At 58.4% G+C, this 25964-nt stretch carries 22 protein-coding genes and 1 riboswitch; of the genes, 7 read left to right on the top strand and 15 right to left on the bottom strand.

The annotated features are described in order from the left end of the window. Positions 1–13: 13 nt before the first annotated feature. From H9646_RS10025 to H9646_RS10075, 11 genes are all read right to left on the bottom strand, one after another. Positions 14–838, bottom strand: a complete 825-nt coding sequence (locus H9646_RS10025) for an SDR family oxidoreductase (protein ID WP_191723214.1) — start codon at positions 836–838, stop codon at positions 14–16. A gap of 26 nt (positions 839–864) precedes the next feature. Then, positions 865–1800 (bottom strand): DMT family transporter, encoded by a 936-nt coding sequence (locus H9646_RS10030; RefSeq protein ID WP_318244912.1) that lies wholly within the window; start codon positions 1798–1800, stop codon positions 865–867. A gap of 61 nt (positions 1801–1861) precedes the next feature. Beyond that, a complete protein-coding gene (locus tag H9646_RS10035; protein ID WP_191723215.1) occupies positions 1862–3175 on the bottom strand; it encodes a DUF3422 family protein in 1314 nt (437 codons plus the stop codon). Between the two features lie 277 nt (positions 3176–3452). Then, positions 3453–5192 (bottom strand): methyl-accepting chemotaxis protein, encoded by a 1740-nt coding sequence (locus H9646_RS18425; RefSeq protein ID WP_191723216.1) that lies wholly within the window; start codon positions 5190–5192, stop codon positions 3453–3455. A 146-nt stretch (positions 5193–5338) separates the two neighbouring features. Further along, positions 5339–5429, bottom strand: a riboswitch (cyclic di-GMP riboswitch). A gap of 118 nt (positions 5430–5547) precedes the next feature. After that, entirely contained in the window at positions 5548–7059 is a 1512-nt protein-coding gene (locus tag H9646_RS10045) for a tripartite tricarboxylate transporter permease (protein WP_191723217.1), read from the bottom strand. A gap of 20 nt (positions 7060–7079) precedes the next feature. After that, positions 7080–7568: a tripartite tricarboxylate transporter TctB family protein gene (locus H9646_RS10050; RefSeq protein ID WP_191723218.1), complete on the bottom strand. Its 489-nt coding sequence runs from the start codon at positions 7566–7568 to the stop codon at positions 7080–7082. Positions 7569–7792: 224 nt separating this feature from the next. Beyond that, positions 7793–9586: a GspE/PulE family protein gene (locus H9646_RS10055; protein ID WP_191723219.1), complete on the bottom strand. Its 1794-nt coding sequence runs from the start codon at positions 9584–9586 to the stop codon at positions 7793–7795. A gap of 69 nt (positions 9587–9655) precedes the next feature. Then, positions 9656–10009 (bottom strand): FlxA-like family protein, encoded by a 354-nt coding sequence (locus H9646_RS10060; RefSeq protein ID WP_191723220.1) that lies wholly within the window; start codon positions 10007–10009, stop codon positions 9656–9658. A gap of 67 nt (positions 10010–10076) precedes the next feature. After that, positions 10077–10868: a class I SAM-dependent methyltransferase gene (locus H9646_RS10065; protein ID WP_191723221.1), complete on the bottom strand. Its 792-nt coding sequence runs from the start codon at positions 10866–10868 to the stop codon at positions 10077–10079. Between the two features lie 3 nt (positions 10869–10871). Continuing rightward, positions 10872–11408: a DNA-deoxyinosine glycosylase gene (locus tag H9646_RS10070; RefSeq protein ID WP_191723222.1), complete on the bottom strand. Its 537-nt coding sequence runs from the start codon at positions 11406–11408 to the stop codon at positions 10872–10874. A 94-nt stretch (positions 11409–11502) separates the two neighbouring features. After that, the gene (locus tag H9646_RS10075; RefSeq protein WP_191723281.1) at positions 11503–12330 is read right to left on the bottom strand and encodes a TatD family hydrolase; all 828 of its coding nucleotides are present in this window, start codon (positions 12328–12330) and stop codon (positions 11503–11505) included. A gap of 157 nt (positions 12331–12487) precedes the next feature. Here H9646_RS10075 and H9646_RS10080 point away from each other — a divergent pair, with 157 nt between their 5' ends. Then, positions 12488–13900, top strand: coding sequence for a methyl-accepting chemotaxis protein (locus H9646_RS10080; protein ID WP_225214091.1), 1413 nt, complete (start codon positions 12488–12490; stop codon positions 13898–13900). Between the two features lie 50 nt (positions 13901–13950). Here H9646_RS10080 and H9646_RS10085 read toward each other — a convergent pair whose 3' ends face one another. After that, complete coding sequence (locus tag H9646_RS10085) at positions 13951–14883, bottom strand: LysR family transcriptional regulator (protein ID WP_191723224.1); 933 nt, start codon at positions 14881–14883, stop codon at positions 13951–13953. A 197-nt stretch (positions 14884–15080) separates the two neighbouring features. On the opposite strand from H9646_RS10085, the gene H9646_RS10090 reads away from it, so the two are divergent. The 4 genes from H9646_RS10090 to H9646_RS10105 all read left to right on the top strand — a co-directional run bounded on the left by H9646_RS10090 (position 15081) and on the right by H9646_RS10105 (position 18724). Beyond that, positions 15081–16082 (top strand): Bug family tripartite tricarboxylate transporter substrate binding protein, encoded by a 1002-nt coding sequence (locus tag H9646_RS10090; RefSeq protein WP_191723225.1) that lies wholly within the window; start codon positions 15081–15083, stop codon positions 16080–16082. A gap of 8 nt (positions 16083–16090) precedes the next feature. Next, positions 16091–17158 (top strand): NAD/NADP octopine/nopaline dehydrogenase family protein, encoded by a 1068-nt coding sequence (locus H9646_RS10095; protein ID WP_225214092.1) that lies wholly within the window; start codon positions 16091–16093, stop codon positions 17156–17158. A 100-nt stretch (positions 17159–17258) separates the two neighbouring features. Further along, a complete protein-coding gene (locus H9646_RS10100; RefSeq protein WP_191723227.1) occupies positions 17259–17660 on the top strand; it encodes a Rid family detoxifying hydrolase in 402 nt (133 codons plus the stop codon). Positions 17661–17662: 2 nt separating this feature from the next. Continuing rightward, positions 17663–18724 (top strand): PLP-dependent cysteine synthase family protein, encoded by a 1062-nt coding sequence (locus H9646_RS10105; RefSeq protein WP_191723228.1) that lies wholly within the window; start codon positions 17663–17665, stop codon positions 18722–18724. A gap of 365 nt (positions 18725–19089) precedes the next feature. Here the strand turns inward: H9646_RS10105 and lolD are convergent, their stop codons facing one another. Then, complete coding sequence (gene lolD, locus H9646_RS10110; RefSeq protein ID WP_191723229.1) at positions 19090–19767, bottom strand: lipoprotein-releasing ABC transporter ATP-binding protein LolD; 678 nt, start codon at positions 19765–19767, stop codon at positions 19090–19092. Beyond that, a complete protein-coding gene (locus H9646_RS10115) occupies positions 19760–21013 on the bottom strand; it encodes a lipoprotein-releasing ABC transporter permease subunit (protein ID WP_191723230.1) in 1254 nt (417 codons plus the stop codon). The genes lolD and H9646_RS10115 overlap by 8 nt, the downstream gene beginning before the upstream one ends. Positions 21014–21100: 87 nt before the next feature. On the opposite strand from H9646_RS10115, the gene H9646_RS10120 reads away from it, so the two are divergent. Both H9646_RS10120 and recJ read left to right on the top strand, forming a co-directional pair. Then, positions 21101–22102: a phosphoglycerate mutase gene (locus tag H9646_RS10120; RefSeq protein ID WP_225214093.1), complete on the top strand. Its 1002-nt coding sequence runs from the start codon at positions 21101–21103 to the stop codon at positions 22100–22102. Then, positions 22099–23808: a single-stranded-DNA-specific exonuclease RecJ gene (gene recJ / locus H9646_RS10125; RefSeq protein WP_191723231.1), complete on the top strand. Its 1710-nt coding sequence runs from the start codon at positions 22099–22101 to the stop codon at positions 23806–23808. The genes H9646_RS10120 and recJ overlap by 4 nt, the downstream gene beginning before the upstream one ends. Before the next feature lie 257 nt (positions 23809–24065). Here the strand turns inward: recJ and H9646_RS10130 are convergent, their stop codons facing one another. Continuing rightward, a complete protein-coding gene (locus H9646_RS10130; protein WP_191723232.1) occupies positions 24066–25850 on the bottom strand; it encodes a methyl-accepting chemotaxis protein in 1785 nt (594 codons plus the stop codon). Positions 25851–25964 lie beyond the last annotated feature (114 nt).

Raw genomic sequence — 25964 nt, forward strand, 5'->3', positions numbered from 1 at the left:
TGCAGGCGGCCACTTAGAACGTACCGTTGTACAAACCGCCATCGGGCAGGATGTTTTGGCCTGTCATATAGCCTGCGTGCACACTGCACAGGAAGGCGCAAATGGCACCAAACTCATCGGCATTTCCAAAGCGCTTGGCGGGAATTTGCGCCGCTTGTGCACTTCGGATGTCGGCCACCTCTTTGCCACTTTTACTGGCCGCTGCCTGGTGGGTAGAGGCCAGACGGTCAGTGTCAAATTTACCGGGCAACAGCGAGTTGATGGTGACGCCATGACCGGCAATACCAGAGCGTGCCAAGCCTGCAACAAAGCCTGTCAGGCCACTGCGTGCACCGTTGGACAGACCCAGAATGTCGATAGGTGCCTTTACGGCGCTGGATGTGATGTTGACGATGCGGCCAAAACCACGTGCAGCCATGCCATCCACCACCGTCTTGATCAGCTCAATGGGGGTGAGCATGTTGGCGTCCACCGCCTTGATCCACGCATCGCGGTCCCAGTCGCGAAAATCGCCGGTGGGGGGGCCGCCTGCATTGGTCACCAGCATGTCAAAGGCAATGCCGGGGCCACCCGCCACGCCAAACACCGCCTCGCGCCCGGCAGGCGTGGTGATGTCGCAGGCCACCGCTAGCACTTGCGCAGGCTTTTTACCGCCAGTGCTGGCTGCATCAGCGCTGATAGATCTCAATTGTGCAGCCGCTGCTTGCAAGGCTGCATCGCCACGCGCATTGATGACCACGTTCACACCTTCCTGCACCAGGGCCTTGGCACAGCCATAACCCAAACCCTTGCTGGCGCCACATACCAGCGCCCACTTGCCCGCGATTCCCAGATCCATGGTTTCTCTCCTGCTTTTTTAGGTTGCTACTTCGCTGCGCCCGGTTTTCTGGCCCAGCGCGTGAATACAAAAATGCCCACCATGACCAGACTGGTGCCGGCCACCATCCAGACATTGAGCTGCTCATCGAGCAGCCACACCCCCATCAAGATGGTGGACAGCGGCCCAATCATTCCGGTCTGTGCCGTCATGCCCGCGCCAATGCGCTCAATGGCCATCATCACCATCAGCACGGGGGCCACAGTGCACGCAGTGGAATTGAGCAGCGACAGCCACAGCACCTGCGGTGCAACGTGCATGGCCGACAGCGGATGGGTGATCAGAAACTGCGCAATGCAAAAAAAGCACGCCACGCTGGACGCCAGACCAACCAAGCGCATGGAGCCCAGGCGTTTGACCATCTCGCCGCTGTAAACCATGTAGATGGCATAGCTGATAGCGCTGCCAAGCACCAGCAGTGCGCCCCATACGGCGTTACTGCCTTGCGCACCCACCTCATGGCCAAACACCAGCAACACGCCGCAGTAGCTCACCAGCATGCCCGCAAACTGCCCCCAGGTGATGCCGCGCTTGTAGACCACCCAGCCAAAGATCACCACCAAGGTGGGGTTGAGGTACAAGATCAAGCGCTCCAGCGCTGCCGAGATATAGGCCAGCCCGGCAAAGTCCAGATAGCTGGCAAGGTAGTAGCCCGAAAAGCCCAGCCCCACCACGCCCATCCAGTCCTTGCGTGTCAGCGCCGCTTTGCCGCGCCCCGCCCACCAGGCCATGATGAGAAACACCGGCAAGGCAAACAGCATGCGGTACATCAGCAGCGTGACCGCATCCACGCCATAACGGTAGGCCAGCTTGACAATGATGGCCTTGCCACTAAAAGCGATGGCCCCGAGCACGGCCAGCGTCAACCCAATCGCTACACCTTTCTGAGCAGCTTGCGCTGATGAATTCTTAACTTCAGACACTTTTCTCTTTCAAACCCAGCACACACAAGCGCTATGCGCTCTTATTCTTTAAGAAGCTGTTTCAATGCTTGTCGCCAAACAAGCGGTGGTGCAGACGGCGCAATGACCACCAGACGCTGAACGCCACCACCGGAATGGCAATGGCCGCAGTGACTTCTGGCGACAGCGGCCAGCCCACTTTTTGCGCACCTTTGCTCAGGTAGGCAATCAGGCCGGTGATGTAGTAAGTAATGGCAGCCACCGACAGGCCTTCCACCGTGGACTGCAATTTCAGCTGCATGCCCTGACGGTCATTCATGGTGGCTAAAATTTCCTGGTTGCTTTGCTGCTGCTCAATCTCGACACGGGTGCGCAGCAAGTTGCTCACACGCGATACGCGCTGTGACAGCGCATTCTGGCGGTGCGTGGCCCATTCGCAGGTGCTGCGTGCCGGAGACAGGCGCCGCTCCATGAACTCCTGAATCGTCAGCAGCCCCGACAGGCGCTCTTCGTGCAGATCGTGAATGCGTTTGTCCACCAGCTCAAAGTAGGCCTTGCTGGCCGAAAAGCGCGAGTGCGTGGCTGCATATTCACTCTCTACCTGCCCGGCCAGACGCGTCAGCCGGTCCAGCAGCACAGGCTCGTCTTCACGCCCGGCTTCACGAATCGCATGCGCCAGCTCGGCCAGCTCTTTCTCGGCAGAGCCCAGCACCCCGGCCGCTTTGCGCGCTGCAGGCAAACCCAGCAACGCAGCCATGCGATAGGTTTCAATCTCCAGTACCCTCTGCACCAGACGCCCCAGACGGCGTGCACTGATGCTGTCCGAGGGCTTGACCAAGATGCGCGAGTAACCATCGGCATGGATCGCAAAATCAGTGCACACCTCTGTATGGCCGATATGCACTGTCGAGCCTGCCAGCGTCTCATCATTGAGCATTTGCTGCACCAGATGCCTGATGCCATGGCCCTCGCACTGCGCGTCTTTGATGATCCACAGGTGCACGCTGCTCAGGCACAGACCGGGCAGATTTTTCAGCCACTGCTGGGGCACCTCTTCAATTGCTGTCGCAGGGGAGCGAGCATTCAAAACGCCCTCTGCGGGCAGCGGCACCATGAAAGTCCAGCACACAAACTCAGTGTGCAGCTCCCAGCGCAGGCGGAATGCGCCAAAGTCCATGCGCAAATGCGTGCAATCAGCATCCGGCCCCGTGCGGTGGTGGTCATGCATCAATGTCGCCAGATGACGCCGGCTGGCTTCGCGCTCGGCCGGGTCGGTCAGCATCACCAGATGCGTAATGGCGGCGGGCCCTTGGACGGGTTCTGCGGGACGGGCGTGCACCTCGTTGTGTAGCAAGGCGCGCAGGGGGTGCTGGGTAGGCTGGGGCAAAACGGGCATGGAGCGGTGCGGAACAACGGCAAATAGGTGCTTATTGTGGGGCTTTGTCTGCATGGGCGACAGCACAAACAAAGTGGCCCCGCATCGCGGGGCCACACCAAAGCATGACAGCACCTGCATCCACACTGCCTGACAGCACCATGCATGCGCCCTTGAAAATGCCCAGCAGCAACCAGCTAATCAGAGCTTGACAGCCAAGACGCTGTGCCAAGCAGCAGCTTGTACGACACTGCAAAGCATCAATGCCTCCACACATCAAGGGTGGTGCAGACGTTCCTTAGAAAGACTCCCATTCGTCAGTCTGGTGGGCTGCAGGCTTTGAAGCGGCAACGAATGCGGGCGCAGCCACAGGCTTTGGCACCCTGGCCGCTTGCAGGGTGCGGGTGACTGGGGATGCGGGCAGTTTCACTGAGGCTGCGGTGGGAGGCAAAGCGGGCTCAACACCCGCAGCTGCAGCAGAGGTCCATGCTGTCTGCCCCACCTTGAATACCGCCATGGCCTGAATCAGCCGCTGCGCCTGTTCACTCATGGCGTTTGCCGCTGCGCTGGACTCTTCGACCAAGGCCGCATTTTGCTGGGTCATCTGGTCCAGATTGCTCACGGCCTGATTCACCTGCACAAAACCATCACGCTGCTCATTGGTTGCCGCAGTGATTTCACCGATCAGATCAGTCACCCGGCGCACACTGGCCACAATCTCATGCATGCTGGCACCTGCTTGGCTGACCTGGGTGGAGCCAGCGTCCACATTGCTGACACTGGCTTCAATCAGGCCCTTGATTTCCTTGGCTGCTTCTGCACTGCGGCCAGCCAGACTGCGCACCTCGGCGGCCACCACCGCAAAACCGCGGCCTTGCTCACCGGCACGTGCCGCTTCAACGGCGGCGTTCAGTGCCAGGATGTTGGTCTGAAACGCAATGCCATCAATCACGCCAATGATGTCGCCTATCTTGCGGCTGGAGGTGTTGATCTGCTCCATGCTGAGCACCACCTGCTGCACCACCTGACCACCGCGCTCTGCTGCCTGCACAGCCGTTGCCGCCAGCTGATTGGCCTGGCGCGAGGTATCTGCCGACTGATTGACGGTGGCTGTCAGTTGCTCAATGCTGGCCGCTGTCTCTTCCAGATTGGCGGCTGTCTGCTCTGTGCGCGCCGACAGATCCTGGTTGCCGTTGGCAATTTCAGCAGCTGCCGTAGACACTTCATGCACACCACCACGAACGTTCAGCACCACATCCCGCAAGCGCTGTGCCATGGCATCCAGGGCCTGCATCAACTGACCAAACTCATCCTTGCGCTGACTGGCTGCGTGAATGGTCAGGTCGCCCCCACCGATGGCTTCCGTCATCTTCACCGCCTCGCGCAGCGGCACCGTAATGCTGATCACCAGCCAGCGTGCAAGCAACACGCCCAGCAACAGCAGCACTGCTGTGCTGAGCCAGCCCATCCAGATGCTGCTGCGGCGCGCGGCATCAGAGTTTTGCATCAGTGCACTGAGCTGCTGGCGCTGCGCACCAATGAAGTCTTCGATCTTGCTGCCGTAAATTTCGGACAGATTGGTGTACTCACCAAACGCATAGTTGCCCCGTGCGTTGTAGTCATCCAGATCCATGGTGTCCAGCGCCGTCTCGCGGCTGTTCTTCAAATCCTCAAAGGCTTTGAGTACGGATGCAAAGGACGCACGCTCCTGCTCGGACATCAGCGAGTTTTCCATCTCGGCCAACGCTGCCAAGGCAATGTCATGCTGCCTTTTAAAGCGCGCTTCAAACTCGTTTTGAAGGCGGTTTTCATTCGTCGCCATCAGTGCTGTTCCAGCCTCAATGCTGCGCAGTATCTTGCCGCGCATGGTCTCGGCCAGCGCAATCTTGCGCTCAATACGCTGCACGTCTTCCCGGGAAGTTTCCAGCGTCTGCATCGTGCTTTGCTGCACCCAGAAGTTCGACAAAGTCATGATGACCAGCAAACCCAAAATAGTAGTCCATAGCTTTGGAGCTACCCGAATGTTCGAAAAATTCATGATGGATATAAGACTTCACACAATTTGGCCATGCGCGCCCATCAGCAGTGGTTGCGCGCGTCAGAGGATGCCAAGATGCCTGCATGGCCTAAGCCACGGGCTCTGTGCTAGACAGGAAACAGCAAAACGTCTCCTCCAAGACGCTTACAGGCAACCCGGCGACCATGACTTGGAGAACAAGCGTTAGGCCCGTGGCTTTGCGACGCTGGCTTTCGCGCAGGTGTGCTTCGGCATAAAGCCATTATCCAGTAACTTTTATTTACAAATAATGGTTTACACCAATAACCTTGGTTGGCAACTTTCCATAAAAAAAGCGCCCCGCAGGGCGCTTTTCACAGTGCAATAGCAAGCTCTGTCACTCTTCAACAAAAGCTTCTTCGCGTTTACTTTTCACTGCTGGCAAGCATACGATCACCAGCAACACCACTGCCAGGACCAGCATCACAGCGGAGATAGGACGTGTCACGAACACAGACCAGTCACCACGCGACAGCAGCAGAGCACGGCGCAGGTTTTCTTCCATCATTGGGCCCAAGATGAAGCCCAGCAACAACGGTGCGGGTTCGGTGCCCAGCTTGTAGAACACATAGCCAATGAAACCGAAGATACCGACCATCCAGACGTCGAACTCAGAGTTCTTCGTGCCGTACACGCCCACTGCACAGAACAGCACAATGGCGGGGAACAACCAGCGGTAAGGCACTGACAGCAGCTTGATCCACATGCCAATCATGGGCAGGTTCAAGATGATCAGCATGGCGTTACCAATCCACATCGATGCGATCAGACCCCAGAACAATTCTGGGTTGCTGGTCATCACCTGAGGGCCAGGCTGGATGTTGTGAATGGTCATCGCGCCCACCATCAGTGCCATCACGGCATTCGGTGGAATGCCCAGTGTCAGCAAAGGAATGAACGATGTCTGTGAACCAGCGTTGTTGGCCGATTCAGGAGCCGTCACACCACGGATATTGCCTTGACCGAAAGGAACTTCACCAGGACGCAGCTTGGTCTTCTTTTCCAGTGTGTAGGAGGCAAAGGCCGACAGCATGGCACCACCACCGGGCAAGATACCCAGTGCAGAACCCAGCAACGTACCGCGCACCATGGCGGGGAACATCAGTTTGAAGTCCTGCTTGGTGGGCATCAGGCCCGTGACCTTGGCCGTGAACACTTCGCGCTCGTCGTCAGGCTTGGACAGGTTGGCAATGATTTCACCGTAGCCGAACACACCCATGGCGATCACGACGAAGTCGATACCGTCGGTCAACTCAGGAATGTCAAAGCTGTAACGTGCCACACCGGAGTTCACGTCCGTACCGATCATGCCGAACAGCAGACCCAGCACGATCATGCCCACAGCCTTGAGCAAGGAGCCGGAAGCCAGCACCACAGCACCGATCAGGCCCAGAATCATCAGCGAAAAGTATTCCGCAGGGCCGAACATGAAGGCGACTTCTGTCAGCGGAGGAGCAAAGGCAGCCAAGATGATCGTGCCCACGCAACCTGCAAAGAAAGAGCCAATGCCCGCAGCGGCCAGCGCAGGGCCAGCCCGCCCCTTTCGCGCCATCTGGTAGCCGTCAATCATGGTCACAACGGACGACGACTCCCCAGGCAAGTTCACCAAAATGGCCGTGGTCGAACCACCGTATTGCGCACCGTAATAGATACCGGCCAGCATGATCAGCGCAGCCACAGGAGGCAGCGAGTAAGTGGCAGGCAGCAACATGGCGATGGTCGCCACTGGGCCCAGGCCAGGCAAGATACCAATCAGCGTGCCCAAGACACAGCCGATCAGGCAGTACATGAGGTTTTGCGCTGTAAACGCAACGCCAAACCCCAGCGACAAATGTTCAATCAATTCCACGATGCAAGTCTCCTGGGGGATTAGCCAACGATGAAGGTAGGCCAGACGGGGAACTGCAGGTTCAAGGCCCACACGAACACCGCATAGCTGCCAGCTGCCAAGATCAGGGAAAGCACGAGCACTTCCTTGTAATTGACCTTGCTACCAGCAGTACTGGCGATAAACACCAGAGCAATGATGGCAACCATCAGACCCAGGCCAGGAATACCCAGAGCAGGCACGCCAACCAGCAACAGACCAAAAGCGAAGTTGGCAGCCAAGACAAAGAACACTTGTTTCCAAGCCCACTTGCCCACTGGATCACCATCGCCAGGGCCATTGACCGTTGCCTTGAATGCGATCATCAGACCGATCAGCGACAAGATCACACCCAGAATCAACGGAAAGTAACCAGGACCCATACGTGCTGCAGTGCCGACGTTGTAGTCAATAGCACCAATAGCAAAAGCAAGGCCGACAACCAGATACATCAATCCGGCGAAGAAGTCTTTTTGACTCTTAATTTTCACGAAACGTCTCCCATCAGAGGATTTGCGACTGGTGGGATTCTGTAAGCAAAGTGAAGGCAAATTCATGTGGATTCCACCTACTGAGATGCCTTTTACGCACCCTGTCAGCAGGATTACCCAGTGTTTACCCTCGAATAGCGCCCAATGCAGCGCCATCGCCCACGCATCAGTGGATGCGCGCCTGAGCTGGGCTGCGCAGCATGGATTGCACTGGAGAAAACTCCTTAGCGCAGTGGCGGTGTTGCGGCCATCACTTCAGCCAAAGTGGTCAGCCCTTCTGCCACGCGCAGTGCACCAGCCAGTCGCAGTGGTCGCATGCCGTCTTTCACGGCCTGGCGGCGCAGCGCGTCCATCGATGGACTGTGGTTAATGTGCTGCTGCAAACTCTCGCTGCCAAGCAGCAGTTCATACAAGCCCATTCGCCCTTTGTAGCCTGTCATGCGGCAAGCCTCGCACCCTACGGGCTGATAGGGTTTGAAGCTGCCACTGAATTTCCAGGGGCTCATCACCTCGGCCAGACTTTCTGGCGTCAACTGCGTATCCGGCTGCTTGCACTGAGGGCACAGCACCCGCACCAGTCGCTGCGCCAGCACCCCCAGCAAAGTTGCATTGAGCAAGTAAGGCGGCACACCCAGCTCCATCAAACGGCTCACAGCACTGGGCGCGTCATTGGTATGCAGGGTCGAGAACACCAGGTGCCCGGTCAGTGCGGCCTGCACAGCCATCTCTGCCGTGGCCGTATCGCGGATCTCACCCACCATGATGATGTCCGGGTCTTGTCGCATCAGCGCACGCAGGCCTTCGGTAAAGCCAAAGTCCAGCAACGGCTGCACCTGTGTCTGATTGAAGGCAGGCTCAATCATTTCGATGGGGTCTTCCACCGTGCTGACGTTCACCTCCTCCGTGGCCACGCGCTTGAGGGTGGAGTACAGCGTGGTGGTCTTGCCCGAGCCCGTAGGACCTGTCACCAAAATGATGCCGTGGGGGCGCTGCACCAACGCCTCCCAGCGCTGGGCATCGTGCGGCATAAAACCCAGCTGATCGAGCTGCTTGATGGTGTTGTCGGGATCAAAAATGCGCATCACCATCTTCTCGCCAAAAGCCGTGGGCAAGGTCGACAGGCGCATTTCAATTTCTTCACCACGGGGATTACGCGTTTTGATACGGCCATCCAGAGGGCGCCGTTTTTCCACGACATCCATACGCCCCAGCAGTTTGATGCGCGCAATCATGGCGTTGAGCACGCCCATAGGCATTCGGTAGACCGAGTGCAGCACACCATCAATGCGAAAACGGATCACACCCTGTTCGCGCCGTGGCTCCAGATGGATGTCGCTGGCGCGCTGGTCAAAGGCGTATTGCCACAGCCAGTCCACCACACGGATCACACCCGTGTCGTTCGCATCCAGCTGTTTGTTGGTACGCCCCAGCTCCACCAGTTGCTCAAAACTGGCGGTTGATGTCCCTCCCAGTTTTTGCGCTGAACGCACAGAATTGGCCAGTGCAAAAAATTCACTGGTGTAGCGCTGAATATCCTGCGGATTGGCCAGCACACAGCGCACTTTGCGACGAGTCTGGCGCTCAACTTCTCCCACCCATTGCATGACAAATGGCTCAGCAGTAGCCACCACAATGTCGCTGTTGCTGATCTGTACCGGCAGGACTTTATGGCGCTGTGCGTACTGGACGCTCATGGCGTCGCCCACCCGGCCCACATCGACCTTGAGCGGGTCAATGCGCAGATACGGCAAGCCCGTGCACTCTGCGACAAAGGCAGTCAATGCTTCAATATCCAGCGTCACGCCATCCGCCAATCGGGTAACGCCCACACTTGCCAGCCTGATCAGCGGGTGCTGCGTACTGTGCGCAGTAGAGCAGCGTGCGCGAATGCGTGCACATTCGGCCGTATCGACAATACCTTTGGCCTGCAGCCATTGCAGCACCTGCACCCAGTCCAAAGGGTGATCGATAGAAGCCCCGGCGGGGGAAGAAAAAGGTGCAGTAATTTCTAAAGACATAGCAGGCAAAAAAAGTCAGCAAGGCCGGTGCATTGTGCAGCTTTGCCCAGATATTGAGCGTGCGCTCAATCAGGCGTAGGTGTCCACCTGGCTACCCAATGTGCTCAGATTGCTGCGGCGCGCAGCAACGCTCTCTTCACTGCCCAGCACTGCCTTGTTCAGCGCACCGTCTTTGCTTTGGATTTGCTGCTGAGTTTGCTGCTGCTGCAAGGCCTGAATCTGCGACTGAATGGCTGCAATCTGGGCCTGCAGCATTTGCAGCATCTGGGTCTTCGCCTGCGCTTCCATGTCAGAGTCGCTCGTTGCCTTGAGCTTTTGCGTCAAGTCCTTGAGCTGGCCCTGCAACTGCGAGATCTGACCCGAAACATTAGGCTTGGAGGAACTGGCAGCGCCAGCGCTGCTGGAAACGGCAGAAATAGACATAAAAGTGCAGTGCGTTCATTGTCAGAATAAATGCCAGTGTATGCCTGCTTAATGCCGCGGGCCTGTATTAAGTACTGGGTGTAACTTCTACCTGCTTGAACACCTTGAGCCATTTACTGGCGGGCAAATCCCAGCGGGCCTGCACAGCCTCAGCCCGCACCACCAGCTCATCGCGTGTCAGTGGTGTGGACACACGCTGAGCCAGCACAATCGTGTTGCCTTCGCGCGTGGGCTTGAAGGCCCAGACATGGCCTTCACCAAACGCTTGCATGATTTTTTCCAGACTGCGCTGGTAACTGGATGCCCGTCCAAACAGGTTCACGGTCATTGCGCCTTCCGGCGTGAGCATATTGCGGCAGTCGTTATAGAACTCCACGCTGTCCAGCACAGGCGCTGCAGCATTGTGGTCATACAGATCTACCTGCAAGGCATCAACCACACCCTGCCAGCGGCTCTTGAGGATTTCCATGGATGCATCACCCAGCACGACCTCCAGCATGTCATTATCAGGCGGCAGCTTGAACCAGTTGCGACAGATGTTGACCACCAGCGGATTGATCTCAATGGCGGTGGTGTGCATCTTGAGCTTCTTGTAGTGAAACTTGGTCAGCGCAGCGGCCCCCAGGCCAAGCTGCACGGCATGCCGTTCGGCCACACTTTCTGGCTCGACAAACAACAGCCACGCCATCATGCGCTGCACGTATTCCAGATCAATCTCAAACGGTGCTTTGAGCTTCATCGAGCCTTGCACCCATGGGGTCCCCAGGTGCAGATAGCGTGAGACACCGTCGTCCGAGACACTCACCTGAGGCATCTCTTCTTCGGTAAAAGCGCTGGAGTTTTTCTTGCGTGCAGCCACGGTTTAATCTTCTTTCTTCAAAAGGCCTGCGGCCTGCATCACATCACGCCAGGCGGTGAGCTTGCGCTCAAAGCTCCACCCGGCATTGGCCGGGCTGGTCGAGGGAAGCTTGTAAGCCTGCAGACCCAGACCTTGCAGCGCGCTGGCGTGCTTGTAGCTTTCTGCGCCGTTGTGCGCAACAGCCTGCAGTTGCGGGCAATGTGCTCTCAACGCCTCAAAATTATTGACCTGCGGTGTGCGGATGGCACTGTCCAGGCTACCTTGACGTTCACAGCTGTCATAGACATCCCACAACCCCAGCCCACGTGCCAGCAGCCATTCGCACCGCGCCGCATAGTCGCTGTGCGCAGGCTGAGGGTGCTGCGGCCACAGTGTCGCCAAGATGGGCCACAGCTTGTTTTGCGGGTGTGCGTAGTACTGCTGCGCCCGCAGCGAAGCTGCACCAGGAAAACTGCCCAAGATGATCAGGCGGGTGCGTGCATCAGCCACGGGCGGCAAGCCTTGCAAACGCAGTGATTCATCCAAGGTTGGCGCAGACATGGCTGGGCATTGTGCGTGCAAACCTGTGCCGCTTGCCGCAGGTGGAGTTTTAAGAACCATAGCTTCGCCCGCAGTACTGCTGCGCACTGGTACGTTAAAGCAATGGAAATGCTGGCAGCCCTCGCAATGCGGCGCGCGCATTGCGGCCTGTCGCTTGTGCCAGCTGCTCAGGGGCAATGCCACGCAAAACGGCGATTTCAGCGGCAATACGGGGCAACTGGGCAGGGCTGTTGCGGCCCTGCGCTTTACCAGCGGCGCGTGCCTGTGCTGTGGTGTAGAGCCAATGGGGCTGAATGTCTGGCGCATCGGTTTCCACAACGATGCTCTCCAGGGGCAGCGTCGCAGCCAGTTCACGCAATTTGAGCGCGCGGTCATAGGTGACGGCACCGCCAAAGCCCAATTTAAAGCCCAGATCCATGAATGCATGAGCCTGCTGCGCGCTGCCATTGAAGGCGTGGGCAATGCCCCCCACAACAGGCCATGCACGCAAGGTTTTCAGCAAACGATCACTGCTTTTGCGTACATGCAAGATCACGGGCAGCTTGAATTGACGCGCCAGCATGATTTGCTGCTCGTAGAACCAGATTTGCTGGTCCACATCTAAATCTGGCACAAAAAAATCCAGTCCGATCTCTCCCACCGCAACCAGATGCGGGTCGTCCTGAACTTCGAGCAATAGCTCACGCAGCGCTGCGATGTCTGCTTCCTGCGCACGCGGGGTGTACAGGGGATGGATGCCCAGCGCGTAGCTGTCTCCATGGCGGTGCGCCAGCGCGATGACCTCACGCCAATGCGCACGCTGCACAGCGGGAATGACGATGTGCCCCACACCAGCTTCACTGGCTGCCGCACGCACGGCATCGCGATCCGCATTGAATTCAGCGGCATCCAGATGGCAGTGGGTATCAATCCAGCAAGTCATGCGGTCCATCATGCCACCGACTGCGCATGAAATGACCAACGGTCTCAGCTCCTTTCAGCCAATCTCCCGCGCTTATGACGACACCCCTCCTACAAACAATTACTCACACTTAATCACAATTTGTAGAAATTTTTCACCCGGCTGCAAGGAGTTTCCTATGCCGAGCTTCAATTGGTCATGGTTACGAGCAAGTGGTGGTCAACGCCAAGCCGCAGAACTGGAAGGGCAACTGGCCGCCATTCAAAAATCGCATGCGGTGATTGAGTTCGACCTGCAGGGCAACATCCTCACAGCCAATCAGAATTTTCTGGACACCATGGGCTATGAGCTGGCAGAAATTCAGGGCCAGCACCACCGCATGTTTGTGGATGAAGAAACGGCAGCTTCTGCGCAATACGCAGATTTTTGGCAACGCCTCGGACAAGGCTCTCACGATGCAGGCCGCTACAAACGCATCACCCATGACGGCACTGAGGTGTGGCTGCAGGCCAGCTACAACCCCATATTCGACCGCCGTCACCGTCCCTGCAAAGTCGTGAAGTACGCCACCGACATTACGGAGCAGCAACGTCGCAACGCCGATGCACAAGGCCAGCTGGCAGCAATTTCCAAGGTTCAGGCCATCATTGAATTTGACCTTGAGGGCTACATCCTGGCTGCCAATGACTTGTTCCTCAATGCCATGGGCTACCGCATCGATGAAATTTTAGGCAAACACCACAGCATGTTCGTTTTGCCGCAAGAGCGGCAAACCGCCGCCTATGCACAGTTTTGGCAAGCGCTCAGCCGTGGCATCAACGATTCCGGGCAGTACCTGCGCATTGGCAAAAATGGCCGCCAAGTCTGGATTGAAGCCAGCTACAACCCCATCCTGGATGCAAACGGGCACCCCTTCAAGGTCGTGAAATTCGCCACTGACATCACACGCCGCTTCACCGCAGCCCAGACCCTGCGCGTCACCGTGCAAGGGCTGACCGAAAGCGCAGAGCGTGCTGGCCACGCCAACCAGTTGGCACAAAACGCCTGCCGCGTGGCTGAAACCGGCGGCGATACCGTGCGCGAAGTCATTCACACCATGGAGAACATCTCCAGCAGCTCACGCAAGATCAGCGAAATTATTGGTGTGATGGACACTATTGCGTTTCAGACCAATATTTTGGCACTCAACGCTGCGGTTGAGGCGGCCCGCGCGGGCGAGCAAGGTCGGGGCTTTGCCGTGGTGGCTGGCGAGGTGCGCACGCTGGCACAAAACAGCGCATCGGCCGCCAAAGAAATCAAGCAGCTGATTCAGGCATCCGTCAATCAGGTCTCGCAAGGCGCTGAGCAGGTGCGCAAGGCGGGCACAACCATGGAAGACATTGTCAATTCATCCCACCAGGTGACGACCATCATGTCCGAGGTGGTGCAGTCTTCACTGACTCAGTCGGCCGAACTTCAAGCCGTCACCCAAGACCTGACCGCACAGGATGTTGCGGCTTCGCCTGCTGGCCAGCGCCACGCCACACACTCGCCGGGCCAGACACCTGCGCGTTCCATGCCTTCATTGCACAGTTCGCAGGCCGTTGCATAGCTGTTGAGCGACAAGCAGCGGGACTGTACGTGGCGTGTGCGGCAGCTGTGCTAGTCCTCTATTTCTTCAAACACTGCGGCAGATATTTGCTTCAGTATCTTTATGACCGCTTTCATCGCCGGCGTGATGGGGCGATTGCGTGCAGTGGCCATGACAGAGCGCACCCGAAAGTCATTCCCCAGCACATGCTCCACGATGGCGCCAGAAGCTAGTTCTTTATAAATAGATAGCCGGGACACAATCGCCGCCGCACGCTGCGACGCAATAATTTCCTTGGTGATTTCGATGTCGTCGATTTCGTAAACCGTATTCAGAACAATCTGCTGCTTGGCCGCCCAGATATCGATCTGCCGGCGCAGTCCCTGTCCAGGACTTGGCAGCCGCAGCGCAACACCGGAGAGTTCAGGTCGAGCCTCTGAATCAAGCAGCAGCGGAAAATCAGGGTGTCTGGCAAGCACCACTCTGGCTGAACCCAGTTCATCTAGCAGCAGCTGCGAAGACATTCCTATATCGCTCAAAACTCCAATATCCACCTGCGCATGCAGTACCCACTCGTACACATAGCGTGAATTTCCGCTGATCAGTCGCAGCTGAATGCCTGGATATTCTTTCTGGATAGCATCTAAAAGACGCAAGCCAACGGCGTGCATGAAAGAGGGAGATAGTGCGAGATCCACAGGGCCTGAAGGTTCCCGGTCTTGATCTCCGACGGTGCTCAACGCCTCTTGCAGTTGAATCAGCGCTGGACGCAGCGTGCCATGTAGCCGCTCACCTGCCAGCGTAAGGCTGACGCCTCTGCCATGGCGATAAAGCAAAGGAGCGCCACAGATTTCCTCTAGCTCCTTGATGTGCCTGCTGACTTGAGACTGAGGAATGCCCAGCACGCTCGCCGCGCTGGACAGGCCACCTGACTCGGCGACCATGAGAAATGTGTGCAAAATTTTAGTATTCATACGACGGGCAAGACAAGTCTGTACCAGCAATCCGCGGGCATGGTCCCCAACTCTTCTAACGCTCAAGAGTGCAGTATCGGCTGCAGCAGCTTATCTGCAGCAGCACTTGCTGACAGACCGCTTGAACTTGCATTTGGCGGATAGCTGTCATCTATTTTTCAGGCTTCATTAAAAGAACTGGCCTTTGAATAATTGCCTCATCAACACACAAAAAGGTGAGGCAAGCCATGAGAGATTTTTCAGCTTTGCGCAGCAATGCTCTGCGATATGGCGCATGCATTGCATTGCTTGCACCTGCACTTTCCTCGTGGAGCCCTGCGGCAGCCCAAGAGCCCAGCAAACCCATTCGCCTGCTTGTGCCATTTGCTCCCGGCGGGGCGCAAGACATCATTGGGCGCTACTTGTCAGCACAGCTAGCGGGGCGACTTTCTGGCCCCATGATCATCGAAAACAAAAGTGGCGCTGGCGGTGTGATCGCCGCTGAAGCCGTGGCCCGAGCGCCAGCCGACGGGAGCACCTTGCTGCTGGCAACTGGGGGAGCCATATCGATTGCCCCGCATCTGATGGCAAAGATGAGCTACAAGCCGCAACAGGATTTGGTGCCAGTTGCTTTGGTAGCCGATACACCCATGGCTATTGCAGTGCGTACGCAAAGCACTTTCAAATCGCTGCCCGAGCTGCTCGCAACAGCCAAAGCCCAGCCTGGCAAGTTGACCTATGCATCCACGGGCACAGGAACCGTTTCTCATTTAACGGGAGAGTTGCTCGCTCAGGGCTCAAAGACGCAGCTCACGCATGTTCCTTACCGCGGCGCGGCCCCGGCCTTGATCGACCTGATCAGTGGCAATGTCGACGCCATCGTGACCAGCGCCGCATCACTTGAACCCATGGTTGCCAATGGCAAAGCGCGTGTACTTGGCACTTTTACCAAAGTGCCGTTGAGCAGCCTGCCCAGCACCCCCACCGTACAAGAAGCCACGGGGCTTTCAGATCTCTCAGTCCCTGTCTGGGTCGGTGTCATGGCTCCGTCCAGAACGCCGCCTTCCGTCGTGAAGCATTTGACGGATGAAATTTTGAAAGTCTGCGTACAGGCCAGCACCAAAAAACGCTTGCAAGAAGCTGGTGCGGAAGTCGTTTGCGCGGGTAGCCAGGAGCTGGCCCAGCTTATCCACGAAGACACCCAGCGCTGGGCTGGTGTGGTCAAACAGGGCAACCTCAAGAGTCAATGATGCAGCGTATGAAAGTAGGAATTATTGGAACCGGCGGCATCGCACTGGCCTGCGCCGCTTGGATATCTCAGCGCCACCATGACGTCTCGGTGTGGTCACCGCGTGGCGGAGGCGCTGAAGCGCTTCGCACCACACCGTTAACCAGCTCAGGAGTTCTGCAGGCCAGTGTCAAAGTTCATGTAGTGGACAGCCCGGGCGAGCTTGCGCGCGACGCCGACGTCTTGCTGATTGCAGTCCCCGTCAATTGGCACAAAACGGTCATGGATGCGCTGATCCCTCACCTGAGGGCCGGTCAGTTGGTCATCGTTAGCTCGATGGGCTCTCTGTCAGCGCTTTACCTTTATGAATCAGCCCTGGAACATGGCATTGCCATCGCTGTTGCCAGCTTTGGCACGACGGTACTCACGGCCAGGCGTCATGACGCCACGCATGTCAAAGTCATGACGCGGCGCACATCGCTGGGCGTTTCGTGCCTGCCTCGCTCTAGCCAGAATGCAGCATTAGCTACCTGTGAAGCACTTTTTGGCTCCGGCTTTACGATGGATGAGAACGCGCTGGCAACTGCACTGACCAACATTAACCCCGTTGCCCATGGCCCTTTGGCTTTGTTTAACTGGACCCGCATTGAGCGAGGCGAAAACTGGCCGCAATACCACTTCATGACACCCCGTGTAGCGGCAGTGATTGAGCAGCTGGACAATGAGCGCCGCGCCGTTGCCAATGCCTTTGGCCTGCAGGTGCGCACGATTGAAAAACACTTTGCCCAATCGTTCAACACAGAGTCAGAACAGCTAGCGGATATCGCTGCAGAGTTGCACCACATGCGTGGTGGCCCTCCAGGCCCTACAGATACTCAGACCCGCTTTTTATCTGAAGACGTGCCTTACGGCCTCGTTTTCACGCTGGCCCTGAGCCATGTGGCACAAATTCCGACTCCGGCCACAGAGGCGACTGCCGCAATGGCAGGCCTTATCACCGGCGAAGATTTCACGGCCATCAACAACCTCGTATTTCCCCTGCGTTTGCCAGCGGAGTCCGTCAGCGGTCTGCTCGCGCGCGTCAATGCCAGCAGATAAACCCACCGGGCTGCACCGCACAAGGCCCGGGGCCCAAAGCCACACCCCAAGCCATCCTTGTGTGCTACGCACACACCACCACGTTGTGAATGAACACCCCATGAGCACCCACAAGTTTCAAGCCATCTCATCGAGCAATGCCCCGGCTGCAATCGGCCCTTATTCACAAGCCATCGCAGCAGGTGGTTTTCTGTTTGTCTCTGGGCAACTGCCTTTGAGCGCCGACGGCACAACCATGCCTGATGACATTGGTGCACAAGCGCAAGCTTCGCTGAGCAACATCGCAGCTATTGCCCAAAGTGCTGGCTGCACGTTGAAAGACGTCGTTAAACTTACCGTCTACATGGCAGACCTCAGTGGTTTCGCCACAGTCAATGATGTGATGGCTGCCACCTTCACTGCCCCTTACCCTGCTCGTGCCACCGTTGAAGTTGCCGCTTTACCCAAAGCAGCAGGTATCGAAATCGAGGCAGTTTTAGTCCTCCCAGTCTGCCTAGGATAACCATGCATCACTCTAATTCCTGGACCTCTGCCGCTGTTAAGCGCATCTCTCGTGACTTTCATCGCTCAGCCGATACGCACATGATTCCGCTGGAGTTGCCGGGCTTTGAAGACATTCCGATGTACATCAAAGACGAGTCCACCCACCCCACTGGCAGCCTCAAGCACCGCCTGGCGCGTTCGCTGTTCTTGTACGCACTGTGCAACGGCTGGGTGCGTGAAGGCTCCACCATCATTGAAGCTTCGTCAGGCAGCACGGCGGTCTCTGAGGCCTACTTCGCACGCATGCTGGGCTTGCCTTTTATCGCAGTCATGCCACGTTCTACCTCCCCTGCCAAGGTGGACTTGATCAAGTTCTATGGCGGCCAGTGCCACTTTGTGGACCGTGGCGACCAGGTGTATGAAGAGGCTGCAAAGCTGGCCATTCAAACCGGGGGCCACTACATGGACCAGTTCACCTACGCCGAGCGGGCCACCGACTGGCGTGGCAACAACAACATTGCGGAATCCATCTTCAGTCAGCTGCAAGCAGAGCAGTACGCTGTGCCGCGCTGGATTGTCACGGGCGCTGGTACAGGCGGCACATCGGCCACGATTGGCCGCTACATCCGCTACCACGGTCATGCCACGCAGTTGTGCGTCGTTGACCCCGAGAACTCCGTTTTCCTGGATTACCACCAGTGCCGGGACAGCTCGCTGTGCAATGCACAGTCGTCAGGCGTGGAAGGCATTGGCCGCCCCCGGGTAGAGCCTTCTTTCATCCCCGATGTGATTGACCGCATGCTGCGCGTGCCGACGGTGGACTCGTACGCCGCAATGCGCTATCTGGCCGAACTCACTGGCAAACGCTTTGGGGGCTCCACGGGCACCGACTTTTACGGCGCACTGCAGCTGGCCAGCGAAATGAAGGCCGCGGGCGAGAAAGGCTCGATCGTATTTCTGGCCTGCGATGGCGGTGACCGCTATCTGGACACCTACTACGACGACGCCTGGATGGCTGCGCAAGGGCATGATCTGCAACCGCATATTGCAAAAATTGAGCACCTGTGCGCCACAGGTCAGTGAATAAAAATACGCAGCCAGGCAGCAAGTGCTGACCGCTTCAGGCGCAGTCCCCGGGGGGTGCCTGAAAGCAGCCACCCCGGCAAGGCGCTGCATGCAGGCTTTGGTTGATGGCGTCGCTGAATAATTAATCAATAAAAGTAGCACTTATCGCTTTATATGCAACGCTTTCAAATAGTTTTCACTTTGAAATGCTTTACATACAAGCGCTGGGTGCTATTTTTTTAAACCACTGCCGATTAAGGCCCCTTTACACAAACCACGCTGCAATCTTTCATTTGCGTTGGAAACGGGGCGCGAAGCCACTGGCAGTTCAGGTGTACAACAAAACCAAGCAACAGCGTATTGCACCAGGCGTGTGAGTGGGTCTAAGTCAGTTGTCCCTTGACCAGGCGCACCACGCGGTCGCACTTGGCGGCCAGCGATTCATCGTGCGTCACCATCACAAAAGCGGTACCGTTGGTGCGCGCCAGCTCCAGCATCAAGGCGAACACGGTGTCAGCGGTGGAGCGGTCCAGATTGCCGGTTGGCTCATCGGCCAGCACACACGCCGGGTGCGTGACCAGCGCACGTGCAATGGCTACGCGCTGGCGCTCGCCGCCTGACAGCTCCGCAGGGCGGTGCGCCATGCGCTCTTTCAGTCCGACGGACTCAAGCATGTGCGCAGCCTGCTCCAGCGCCTGTTCTTTGCGGTCACGGCGAATGCGCAGCGGCATGACCACATTGTCCAGTGCGCTGAACTCGGGCAAAAGATGATGAAACTGGTAGATAAAGCCCAGGTGCTGGTTGCGCAGTTCGCCCTGGCGTTTGGGACTGAGCGTATGCAGGGGCTCACCCTTCAAGTGCACGCTGCCTTGTGTGGGGGCATCCAGTCCGCCCAGCAAATGCAGCAAGGTGCTTTTGCCCGAACCCGATGCACCCACAATGGCCAGCGTCTCACCGGCATGCACCTGCAAATCCACATCGTGCAGCACCTGCACATTCAGGTGCCCATCTTCAAAGCGCTTGGAAATACCGCGCGCCTCCAAAACTACTGGATTACTCATAACGCAGCGCCTCTGCAGGATTCACGCGGCTGGCACGCCAGCTGGGGTAAATGGTGGCCACAAAAGCCAGAATCAAAGAAATGATGGCAATTGGCATGATGTCGCTGTACTGCGGCTCGCTGGGCATCTTGCTGATCAGGTAAATATCCTTGGGCAGGAAGGTGGCACCCAGTGCGTGCTCGATGGCAGGCACGATGACGTCGATATTCAGCGCCACACCCAAGCCCAGCAGCAACCCGGCGAACGTGCCTATAACGCCCACCATGGCGCCTTGCACCATGAAGATGCCCATGATGGACGCGGGCGATGCGCCCAGCGTACGCAAAATGGCAATGTCAGCACGTTTGTCTGTCACCGTCATCACCAGCGTGGAGACCAGATTGAATGCCGCAACGGCCACGATCAGCGTGAGGATGATGAACATCATGCGTTTTTCCAGCTGCACGGCCGCAAACCACGTCTTGTTTTGCTGTGTCCAGTCACGCAGGTACAAGAACTCTGTGATCATGCCCGCCAGCTCCTTGGCTACGCGTGGAGCCTCGTGCAAGTCTTTGAGCTTGAGGCGAATGCCTGTAGGGCCTTCCAGACGGAAGATGCGCTGTGCATCCTCAAAATGCAGCATGACCATGGCCGAGTCGTACTCGTAGTGGCCCGAGTCAAACGTTCCGGCCACCGTCATCTGCTTAAGGCGCGGCACCACCCCGGCAGGCGTGACCTGCCCACTGGGAGCAATCAGCGTGACCACATCGCCCACGCCCACGCCCATCTGCCGGGCCAGCTCCTGCCCCAGCACAATGTTGAAAGCACCCGGCGTCAGGCGTTGGAGCACATCGGCATTCGCCGCGGCCAGATCGGTCACTTCGCCCTCGCGCGCAGGATCAATGCCGCGCACCAAAGCCCCCTTCATGTCTTCACCGCGCGCAATCAGGCCCTGCGCAGCCACAAAGGGCGCAGCGCCAATCACTTCAGGGTGCTGCTTGGCCTGCAGCATGGTGGTGTCCACGTCCTGCATGGCCTGACCATTGGGTGCAAAAATTTCAATGTGCGAAACCACACTGAGCATGCGGTCACGCACTTCTTTCTGGAAGCCATTCATCACGCTGAGCACGATGATGAGCGCGGCCACGCCCAAGGCAATGCCCAGCATGGACACCCCAGAAATGAATGAAATAAAGCCATTGCGCCTTGTGGCGCGGCCTGCGCGCGTATAGCGCCAGCCTAGAGCGAGTTCGTAAGGAATTTGCATACTTGGGCGCCATTGTGGCACTGGCCGCAGCACTGCCATGTCATACAAGGCTGACGCGGTGCAGCGGTTTAGGGACAATACGCGCTTATGCCCACTTCTTCGCCTGTCCTGCCTTTGCCTTTTGCGGCCTCGCCGATTGCGCCAGCCCCCCACCACCATCTCGTCTTGCCTTACGCTGCCATGCAAGACGCCAGCTGCCAGCATGTGCTGCAAAACCTGTCGCTGCCGCATCTGGACCAATTGCTCCAGACACTGAGCCCAGCGCAAACCGATGAAGGACAGCAAGACCACCCCATTCCACCGCACGAACGTGCCGTCGCTGCTGCCTGGGGGCTGAACCCCCTGCAGCCTGCCTGGGCTGCACTGGCACAGGGCATGACGGACACGGCCTGCGCCTGGTTCACGCCCTGCCACTGGACGGCAGGCCCCGATCAGGTGCGCATGGATGACCCCGCTGCTTTGCAGCTGGACATGGACGACGCCCAGGCTCTGCACGCCCTGCTGCAACCGTGGTTTGCTGAAGATGGACTGACGCTGGAGATCGTGCACCCGCATCTGTGGTGCGTCAGCGGCACTGCTTTGGCGCAGTTGCAGACAGCCTCTGTGGACCGGGTCTTGCTGCGCGACGTCACGCCCTGGATGCCCTCTGCGCAAACGGCACGCAGCCTGCACCGCCTGCACAGCGAAGTGCAGATGCTGCTGTACACCGACCGTTTTAACGAGCACCGCGCCGAGCGTGGCTTGCAGCCTATCAACGCCTTCTGGCTGCACGGTGCAGGGCTGCTTGACCCGGCAGCACTGGCGCATGCCCACCAGTGCCAATCGCACATGCAGGTGCAGCTGTGGGACGAATTGCGCCAGACCGCCTTGCGCCAGGACTGGCCGGCCTGGAAGCAGGCGTGGCTGGCCGCCGACGCTGGCCCTGTGGCTGCCCTGGTGCAGCACATCGCCCAAGGCGGGAAAGCCACGCTCACGCTGTGTGGCGAGCACCATGCCCGCAGTTTTGACACCGCACCGCGCAGTCTGCGCGACAAGATCAAGAACATTTTCAGCCCCCAGCGCTTTGCGGGACTGCACCAGGCGCTATGAAGATTATTGAAAGAGACATTCCCGAAACCACGGTGCAAGCCCTGGTGCAGTCGGGCATCAGCCCACTGCTGGCACGCCTGTATGTGGCGCGTGGCGTTCAATCCTGTGAAGAGCTGGACACCGGGCTGGGTAAATTACTGCCTCCTTCGGGGCTGATGGGCATCCAGACTGCCGCCTGCGTGCTGGCCGATGCCATTGCCGCGCAAAAGCGCATCTGCATCGTGGCCGACTACGACTGCGACGGCGCCACCGCCTGCGCCGTGGGCGTGCGCGGGCTGCGAATGCTGGGCGCGCAGCATGTCACGTACGAAGTGCCTGACCGCATCACCGACGGCTATGGCCTGTCTGCCCCCATCGCCCGCCGAGTACACGACAAAGGGCACGAGCTGCTGCTGACCGTAGACAACGGCATTGGCAGCGTAGAGGGCGTGGCCGAGGCCAAGCGCCTGGGCATGACCGTGGTGGTGACCGACCACCACCTGCCTGGCGATCAACTGCCCGCGCCGGACGCCATGGTCAACCCCAACCAGCCCGGCTGCAGCTTTGCCAGCAAGCACATGGCTGGCGTGGGCGTGATGTTTTACGTGCTGCTCGTGCTGCGTGCCGAGCTGCGTGCGCGTGGCGTATTTGAGGCGGGCAACCAGCCCAAGCTCGATACGCTGCTGCCCCTGGTGGCACTGGGCACCGTGGCCGATGTGGTCAAGCTCGATGCCAACAACCGCCGTCTGGTTGCGCAAGGGCTGCAGCGCATTCGCAAGGGCCACATGCAGGCGGGCATTCGCGGCCTGTATGAGGCGGCAGGCCGCTCTTACAGCCAGGCGGCCACCTCTGACTTTGGCTTTGCACTGGGCCCGCGCATCAACGCTGCCGGGCGACTGGCCGATATGACCATTGGCATTGAGTGCCTGCTGACTGACAACGACGCCCTGGCGCTGGAGCTGGCGCGCACGCTCAACAGCATCAACCGCGAGCGCCAGGAAATTGAAGGCGGCATGCGCCTGCAAGCCTTTGCATTGGCCGATGAGCTGTTTGAAGACGGCGTCACACCGCCCGCAGCGATTAGCGTGTTTGACCCGGAGTTCCACGAGGGCGTGGTCGGCATCGTTGCCTCGCGCGTCAAAGACCGGCTGCACCGCCCCACTTTTGTGTTTGCCGCCAGCCAGGCAGAGGGCAAAGCGCACGAGCTCAAAGGTTCGGGCCGCTCCATCCCCGGGTTTCACCTACGCGATGCGCTGGATTTGGTGGCCAAGCGCCACCCCGGCGTGCTGCTGCGCTTTGGGGGCCACGCCATGGCCGCAGGTTGCACGCTGGTGGAAGAACACTTTCACACCTTTGAGCAAGCCTTTGCCCAAGTGGCGCAAGAGTGGCTGGATGCCAAAACGCTGACCCGCTGCGTAGAAACCGATGGCCCGCTGGACCCGGCCTTTCGCCACTCTGAAGTGGTCGAGCAACTGAATCTGCAGGTGTGGGGCCAGGGCTTTGCCTACCCCACCTTCAGTGAAGATGTGGAAATCCTCTCGCAGCGTCTGGTGGGTGAAAAGCACCTGAAGCTGCAACTGCGCCACCGCGGCGATGTGGTGGATGGCATCTGGTTTGGCCGCACCGAGCCACTGCCCGACTGGGTGCACATGGCGTTTCGCCTGGACATCAACGAATTCCGTGGCGAGCGCAAGGTGCAGTTTCTGGTGGAAGGCACCGAAGGCTAAACAGCAAAAACAATTAAAAAAGTAGCTACCAGCGCTTAATACACCATCACTTCAGCATGTTTTCACTTTGAAATCATTGATGGGCAAGCGCTACCAGCTATCAAAAAACAAAGGCCTGCAATGCAGGCCTTTGTTTCATGGAAACACCTCACGCGGCGTAAGCACCGCGTCTGAAACCACCCACACACCCTGTCAACCGCAGGCTTGCGCTGAAAACGCGCAGCAAGCACGCAATCAAGGGCGGTGTCAGCGGGGTTTTAAAAGCTCTCCCAGTCGTCTTCTGCGCCCTGTGCCACGGCTTTGGGGGCTGCAGCTGCAGGCTTGGCAGGTGCCACCAACTTGGTTGCTGCTGCGGGTTTTTCAGCCTGCACAGGCTGCCCTTTCGCCCGGCCCAGCGACGCGGGACTGCCCGACGGCTGTTGCGCTGGGGCTGGCTTTGCGGCTGCAAAGGTGCTGGCCACCGCCGGCGCTTTGGCGGCTGCGGCCTTGACCGCCGTAGTGCCCACGTTGAACACGGCCACCACTTGCGCCAGACGCTGTGCCTGCTCATTCATGGCCATGGCGGCCGCGCTGGATTCTTCAACCAGAGCCGCGTTTTGCTGCGTCATCTGGTCCAGATTGCTAACCGCCTGATTCACCTGCGCAAAGCCATCGTGCTGCTCGCCCGAAGCGGCGCTCAACTCACCAATCAGGTCAGTCACGCGGCGCACACTGCTCACAATCTCCTGCATGCTCTCGCCGGCCTGCGTGACCTGTGCCGAGCCGGCATCCACATTGCTCACGCTGGCGGTGATCAAGGTCTTGATTTCCTTGGCCGCCTCCGCGCTGCGCCCAGCCAGACTGCGCACCTCCCCCGCCACCACGGCAAAACCACGGCCTTGTTCGCCTGCGCGAGCGGCTTCTACCGCCGCGTTCAGCGCCAAAATATTGGTCTGGAAAGCAATGCCGTCAATCACGCCAATGATGTCGCTGATCTTGCGGCTGGAGCTGTTGATTTGCGCCATGCTCTGCACCACTTGCTGCACCACCGCGCCACCGCGTTCTGCCGCCTGTACCGCCGTGCCTGCCAGCTGATTGGCTTGCCGCGAGGTGTCTGCAGACTGTGTGACGGTGGAGGTCAGCTCTTCCAGGCTGGCAGCGGTTTCTTCCAGATTGGCAGCCGTTTGCTCGGTGCGTGCCGACAAGTCATGGTTGCCCGTAGCAATCTGGCTGGCCGCCGCAGATACAGATTCAACGCCACTGCGCACTTCGCTCACCACAGTACGCAGCTTGTGGGTCATGGCGCTCAGGCTGCGCAGCAAATGGCCCAGCTCGTCCTTGCGATCGTCATGCACATCGACCGTCAAGTCACCCGCCGCAATGGTGTCTGCCAGATCCACGGCACGGTCCAGAGGGCGCGTAATAGAGCGCACGATCATGCCCGCCAGTCCCAGCCCCATCATGACCAGCAACAGGCTGATAGCGCCCACCCACCAATACGCTTGCTGGCGTTGCACCATGGCCTGCTCGCGCATTTCATTGCGCAAGCGCTCTTGCAGCTGCAGCAAATCTTCTTGCGACTGCACATAGACCGCCACCGCCGGACGCAGCTGATTCGTGGCGACATCCATCGCCAGCAAAATGTCACCTGCCTCACGCGCCTGATTAATTTTGGCCACCGCTGCCAACGCCTGCGCCCGGTTGGCCCCGACTTTGGCCAGTTGCGCTTTTTCCTCATCGGTCTCGGCCATCGCCTCCACCTGCTTTTGCAGCTCTGTCACACCGGCAATGCCTTTGCTGCCCAGCTGCGTCATCTCATGAACCAGCGCGGCCTCCGAAGACATCGCGCTGACCACGATGCGCTCTACCGTCAGCTCCGTCAGCGCCTTCCAGCGCATCGTGGTGGCAATACGTTGATCGGCTTGCTCTGTCTTTTGGTTCACGGCGCTCGCACGCTGCTCAGCCAGCATGGTCAAGATGACCGCCAGCGTGAGCATGGATGCCATAGAGCCCAGCACCACACCCCAGAGCTTGAAAGCGACTGGCAGGTTGTTCAAACGCATGATTGCTCCCTCTTCCTTATTGTTCTTGCTGGCCTCAGCAAGTGAAATCGCTACACGGTTTTGCGCAACACAAAGATGCAAAACACCCTCTTGGTGCACTGCAACCAATAGGGT

Origin of the sequence: Comamonas avium (assembly GCF_014836675.1) — a bacterium.
Lineage (GTDB): Bacteria > Pseudomonadota > Gammaproteobacteria > Burkholderiales > Burkholderiaceae_C > Comamonas > Comamonas avium.

Coding starts and splice junctions, on each gene's coding strand:
- H9646_RS10115 (WP_191723230.1), bottom strand. CDS start 21,013: ATGCAAATTCCTTACGAACTCGCTCTAGGCTGGCGCTATACGCGCGCA.
- H9646_RS10080 (WP_225214091.1), top strand. CDS start 12,488: ATGCCGAGCTTCAATTGGTCATGGTTACGAGCAAGTGGTGGTCAACGC.
- H9646_RS10075 (WP_191723281.1), bottom strand. CDS start 12,330: ATGACTTGCTGGATTGATACCCACTGCCATCTGGATGCCGCTGAATTC.
- recJ (WP_191723231.1), top strand. CDS start 22,099: ATGAAGATTATTGAAAGAGACATTCCCGAAACCACGGTGCAAGCCCTG.
- H9646_RS10095 (WP_225214092.1), top strand. CDS start 16,091: ATGAAAGTAGGAATTATTGGAACCGGCGGCATCGCACTGGCCTGCGCC.
- H9646_RS10100 (WP_191723227.1), top strand. CDS start 17,259: ATGAGCACCCACAAGTTTCAAGCCATCTCATCGAGCAATGCCCCGGCT.
- H9646_RS10035 (WP_191723215.1), bottom strand. CDS start 3,175: ATGCCCGTTTTGCCCCAGCCTACCCAGCACCCCCTGCGCGCCTTGCTA.
- H9646_RS10120 (WP_225214093.1), top strand. CDS start 21,101: ATGCCCACTTCTTCGCCTGTCCTGCCTTTGCCTTTTGCGGCCTCGCCG.
- H9646_RS10090 (WP_191723225.1), top strand. CDS start 15,081: ATGAGAGATTTTTCAGCTTTGCGCAGCAATGCTCTGCGATATGGCGCA.
- H9646_RS18425 (WP_191723216.1), bottom strand. CDS start 5,192: ATGAATTTTTCGAACATTCGGGTAGCTCCAAAGCTATGGACTACTATT.
- H9646_RS10105 (WP_191723228.1), top strand. CDS start 17,663: ATGCATCACTCTAATTCCTGGACCTCTGCCGCTGTTAAGCGCATCTCT.
- H9646_RS10060 (WP_191723220.1), bottom strand. CDS start 10,009: ATGTCTATTTCTGCCGTTTCCAGCAGCGCTGGCGCTGCCAGTTCCTCC.
- lolD (WP_191723229.1), bottom strand. CDS start 19,767: ATGAGTAATCCAGTAGTTTTGGAGGCGCGCGGTATTTCCAAGCGCTTT.
- H9646_RS10055 (WP_191723219.1), bottom strand. CDS start 9,586: ATGTCTTTAGAAATTACTGCACCTTTTTCTTCCCCCGCCGGGGCTTCT.
- H9646_RS10130 (WP_191723232.1), bottom strand. CDS start 25,850: ATGCGTTTGAACAACCTGCCAGTCGCTTTCAAGCTCTGGGGTGTGGTG.
- H9646_RS10025 (WP_191723214.1), bottom strand. CDS start 838: ATGGATCTGGGAATCGCGGGCAAGTGGGCGCTGGTATGTGGCGCCAGC.
- H9646_RS10070 (WP_191723222.1), bottom strand. CDS start 11,408: ATGTCTGCGCCAACCTTGGATGAATCACTGCGTTTGCAAGGCTTGCCG.